The sequence below is a fragment of the Streptomyces sennicomposti genome (genome assembly GCF_019890635.1).
Taxonomy (GTDB): domain Bacteria; phylum Actinomycetota; class Actinomycetes; order Streptomycetales; family Streptomycetaceae; genus Streptomyces; species Streptomyces sennicomposti.
This window is the reverse complement of the sequence record NZ_JAIOAB010000119.1, coordinates 1-4,278: the sequence shown is the minus strand read 5'-3', so window position 1 is coordinate 4,278 and position 4,278 is coordinate 1. Positions and strand designations below refer to the sequence as shown.

Sequence of the window (4,278 nt, the reverse complement as noted above, 5' to 3'; positions counted from 1 at the left end):
CGGGGGTGCGGGCGGCTTCCTCCCCGCCGGGGGGACGGGGGTGCGTGGGTCAGTTCGGGGGGTGGTCGCGGGGGGTGCGGGGCGCCGTCGACGGGTGGGTGTGGGCCGAGTGGAGGAGGGTCGCGGCGCCTCGTACGGCCGCGGTGTGCGGGGCCGGTACCGCCCTGAGCGGGGCGTGCAGCCGGCCGGTGAGGCGGTAGGTGATCTCCGGGCGCAGCGCGCCGCCGCCCGCCAGCAGCGCCCCGCGCTGCAGGGCGTCCAGGGTCAGCGACGTACGGTCCTGACGCAGCATCGCCGTCACCATCGCGGCCACCGCCTCGCTGATGTCGGCCGCCGACGCGGTGTCCAGGTCGCTGGTGCCGAGCGCGGTGCGGCGCGCGTCGACCACCGCGCCGTCCGCCAGCAGCACTACCTCGGTCAGGTGCGCGCCGATGTCCACCACGAGCAGCGGGCGGCTCAGGTCCGCCCCCGCGCCCAGGGCGACGGCACGCGCACCGGGGACGGTGAGCACACTGCGCGGGCGCAGCACCTCCACCGCCGTACGGGCCCGGGCGCGGTAGGCGACCCCGTCCAGCACCGGGGCGGTCACCACCACCAGCGGACGCGTGAAGCGGGGCAGCCGGTGGCCGAGCAGCCGCTCCAGCATCCGCGCGGTGCCCGCCGTGTCGATGATCGCGCCGCGCTGGATCGGGTACACCGCGCCCGTCCCGGGGAACGTCACCGTCGGCACGTCCAGGATCAGACCGCGCCCGGCGATCCACGCGCGGGTGCGGGCGCTGCCCATGTCGAGGGCGACCCCGCAGCAGTGCCGGCACAGCGGCCAGGGCCGGTGCCGTACGGCGGAGACGGCCGCCTCGCGCCAGGTGGCGCGCGGGCCGGGGGCGACGGTCACCGGCCGGCCTCCCTCACCTGCTGGCAGCGGGCGCAGTAGCGGGCCTGGGGCACTATCTCCAGCCGTTCGCGCGCGATGGGCCGCCGGCACAGGTGGCAGGCGCCGTAGCTGCCGTCGTCCAGGCGGGCGAGGGCCGCCTCCACGTCGGCGAGGACCATCCGCGCGGAGGCGGCCAGCTTGACCCGGACCTCCACCTGCGCGGCGGCCTGCCGCTGGAGCAGGGCGTCGGCGCGGGAGGCCGCGGCGGCGGCGATCTGCTGCAGCTGCTCCTGGCGGAACAGGCGCTGCTCGTGCAGGTTCTCGCGCAGCGCGGCGAGGTCCTCGGGCGTCAGATGCGTGCCGCGGTGCGGGGCGTGGTGCGGGACGTGGTGCGTCGCACGGTCCGTCGTACGGCGCGCGGCGCGGCCCGTCGCCGGGTCCGCGGCTCGGTCCGTCGCCGGGTCCGTAGCGTGGTCCGTCGTACGGTCCGTCGTACGGTCCGTGGCGCGGTCGCCGATGGTCTGGTGGTTCACCGTTTCACCCCTCGGGCAGGGCAGGCGGAGACAGGAGGCGCAAGACGTGGGCAGGACGCAGAACGGTCGCGGGCGGCCCTCAGGGCGTACGGCGCATGCAGGCCACGCAGTGGCCCGTGTACGGCAGGATCTCCAGCCGCTCGGCCGGGACCGGCTTGGCGCAGCCCAGGCAGATCCCGTACGTGCCGTCCTCGATCCGGGCGAACGCCGCGTCGATCTCCTTGAGCACCCGCTCGATCGCGTCCTTCTGCGCCGCCATCAGATGGTCGTCCGCGCTCTGCCCGGTCTCGGTCAGCGCCCGCAGCTGGACCAGCCGGGTGCCGCGCGCGTGTTCGAGGCGCCGGCGGGCCTCGTGAGCGGTCAGACGCTCGGGGCGGGAGTCGGTCCGGGCGGCGTCGAGCGACATGGCGGTCCCTTCCGTAGGTGCGCACCTTCTGCGATGCCTCCAGCCTCGCCGCCGCGGCCGCGGAAACCCATCGGGTCCAGGCCCCATTTGCGCGGGGTCGCACGCTGCACTCCCTACGGTCATGGGTAGCCCGTGGCCCGCGAAATGGGGGCCGGAGCCCATCGACCGGGCGCGCGGCGGCGGGCAGGCTCGGAGGCGGACAGGGGCCGCGACTCGTCCGGGTGCGCGATGCCCGACAGTGGAGGCATGACAGCCCGGCACGTATGAGGAGGCGCAACCGCGGTGTCCCTGTTCTGGCGGATCTTCGGACTCAACGCCGTGGTGCTCGGCTCGGCCACCGCGCTGCTGCTGTGGGCTCCGGTGACCGTCTCCGTGCCGGTGGTGCTGACCGAGGCGGTGATCCTGGTCGGCGGCCTGGTCGTCATGCTCGTCGCCAACGCCGCCCTGCTGCGCTGGGGCCTGTCCCCGCTGGACCGGCTGACCCGGCTGATGACCACCGTCGATCTGCTGCGCCCCGGCCAGCGGCTGCCCGCGCACGGCGGCGGCGAGGTCGCCGACCTGATCCGCACGTTCAACGCGATGCTCGACCGCCTGGAGCAGGAGCGCGCCACCAGCAGCGCCCGCGTGCTGCTCGCCCAGGAGGCCGAGCGGCGCCGTATCGCGCAGGAACTGCACGACGAGGTGGGGCAGAGCATGACCGCGATCCTGCTCGCCCTCAAACGGGCCGCCGACGCGGCCGACCCGCCGCTGCGCGACGAGCTGCACCAGGCGCAGGAGATCACCCGGGAGAGCCTGGACGAGGTACGGCGCCTGGTGCGGCGGCTGCGGCCGGGCGTCCTGGACGACCTCGGCCTCGTCGCCGCGCTGACCTCCCTCACCTCGGACTTCGCCACCCACACCGGGCTGCGGGTGGTGCGCCGTTTCGACGCCGAGCTGCCCGCCCTGGACCCGGAGACGGAGCTGGTCCTCTACCGCGTCGCCCAGGAGAGCCTGACCAACGCGGCCCGGCACGCCGACGCCGAACGCGTCGAGGTCGCCCTCACCCGCGCCGACGGCGCCGTGGTGCTGGCGATCACCGACGACGGCCGCGGGATCAAGACCGCCTGCGAGGGCGCCGGCATCCGCGGGATGCGCGAACGGGCCCTGCTCATCGGGGCCGCACTGGACATCACGGACGCGGCCGAGGGGCCCGGCGGGTCCGCCGGGCCCGGCGGATTCGGCGGGAACGGCACGCCGGGTACGTCCGGTGCGCCGGGCGGGTCCTCCACGGGAGTGTCCCGCGGGTCCTCCACGGGGGTGTCCGGCTGGTCCACCGCTGGTGCGTCCCGCGCGTCCGCCGCGGGGGTGGCGCGCGGTGCGACCCTCGCCGACATGTCCTCCGGTGCGGCCCCCGCCGTCGGCGCGCCGGCCTCCTCCGGCCCCGCCCGGCCCGCCCCCGCCGACGCGACCGCCCCCGTCCGCACCGGCACCGCGACCGGCACCGGCACCGGCACCGGAAGCGGGACCGGACCCGCCGCCGGACCCGGCACCCGCGTCCGCCTCACCGCGCCCCTCCCCAGCAAGCCCAGGAAGCAGCCCTGACCATGCCGTCCACGTCCGACCCCACCCCGCCGCCCGCCTCCGGCCCGGCCCCCGCCCCCGCCCCGCGCCCGATCCGCATCCTGCTCGCCGACGACCACGCCCTCGTCCGGCGCGGAGTGCGGCTCATCCTCGACCAGGAGCCGGACCTGGAGGTGGTCGCCGAGGCCGGCGACGGCGCCGAGGCGATCGAGATGGCCCGCGCCCACGAGATCGACCTCGCCGTCCTGGACATCGCGATGCCCCGCCTGACCGGGCTCCAGGCCACCCGCGAACTGGCCTCCCTCAAGCCGGACCTGCGCATCCTGATGCTGACGATGCACGACAACGAGCAGTACTTCTTCCAGGCGCTCAAGGCCGGGGCCTGCGGCTACGTGCTCAAGTCCGTCGCCGACCGGGACCTGGTCGCCGCCTGCCGGGCCGCGATGCGCGACGAGCCGTTCCTCTACCCCGGCGCCGTCACCGCGCTGATCCGCAACTACCTCGACCGCGTCCGGCACGGCGACGAGACCCCCGACCAGGTCCTCACCCCGCGCGAGGAGGAGGTCCTGAAGCTGGTGGCGGAGGGCCACTCCTCCAAGGAGATCGCCGAGATCCTCTTCATCAGCGTCAAGACCGTCCAGCGGCACCGCGCCAATCTGCTGCACAAGCTCGGCCTGCGCGACCGCCTCGAACTCACCCGTTACGCCATCCGCGCCGGCCTCGTCGAACCCTGACCCGCCCGCGCACCCCGGACCACCCGGGGTCCCGGCCGCCACTCCCCGGCCGGGACCCCGGGTCCGTACGCCCGCCACGACCCGCACAAGCGCGCGACCCATGGGAGAGACCCAGGTGAGAGGGGGAGGCGCATGCGCCCCGCGTCACGCACCGCCCCCGCCCGCACGCCCACC

General features: G+C 75.9%; 4 protein-coding genes and 1 pseudogene. 2 read left to right on the top strand and 3 right to left on the bottom strand.

All coding sequences use genetic code 11. From position 1 onward, the window contains the following. Positions 1-49 precede the first annotated feature (49 nt). The 3 genes from K7787_RS31225 to K7787_RS31215 all read right to left on the bottom strand — a co-directional run bounded on the left by K7787_RS31225 (position 50) and on the right by K7787_RS31215 (position 1,810). Positions 50-892 (bottom strand): rod shape-determining protein, encoded by an 843-nt coding sequence (locus K7787_RS31225; protein ID WP_164388470.1) that lies wholly within the window; start codon positions 890-892, stop codon positions 50-52. Continuing rightward, positions 889-1,224 carry a TraR/DksA family transcriptional regulator gene (locus K7787_RS31220; RefSeq protein WP_027758435.1) on the bottom strand — a complete coding sequence of 112 codons (336 nt, stop codon included), beginning with the start codon at positions 1,222-1,224 and terminating at the stop codon, positions 889-891. Before K7787_RS31220 ends, K7787_RS31225 begins: the two co-directional genes overlap by 4 nt. Before the next feature lie 259 nt (positions 1,225-1,483). After that, positions 1,484-1,810: a TraR/DksA C4-type zinc finger protein gene (locus K7787_RS31215; protein ID WP_009189688.1), complete on the bottom strand. Its 327-nt coding sequence runs from the start codon at positions 1,808-1,810 to the stop codon at positions 1,484-1,486. Between the two features lie 282 nt (positions 1,811-2,092). On the opposite strand from K7787_RS31215, the pseudogene K7787_RS31210 reads away from it, so the two are divergent. Together K7787_RS31210 and K7787_RS31205 are read left to right on the top strand one after the other, a co-directional pair. After that, a pseudogene (locus K7787_RS31210) lies at positions 2,093-2,992 on the top strand (HAMP domain-containing sensor histidine kinase); the annotation flags it as partial. A gap of 401 nt (positions 2,993-3,393) precedes the next feature. Beyond that, positions 3,394-4,104, top strand: a complete 711-nt coding sequence (locus K7787_RS31205) for a response regulator (protein WP_247721468.1) — start codon at positions 3,394-3,396, stop codon at positions 4,102-4,104. Positions 4,105-4,278: the final 174 nt, after the last annotated feature.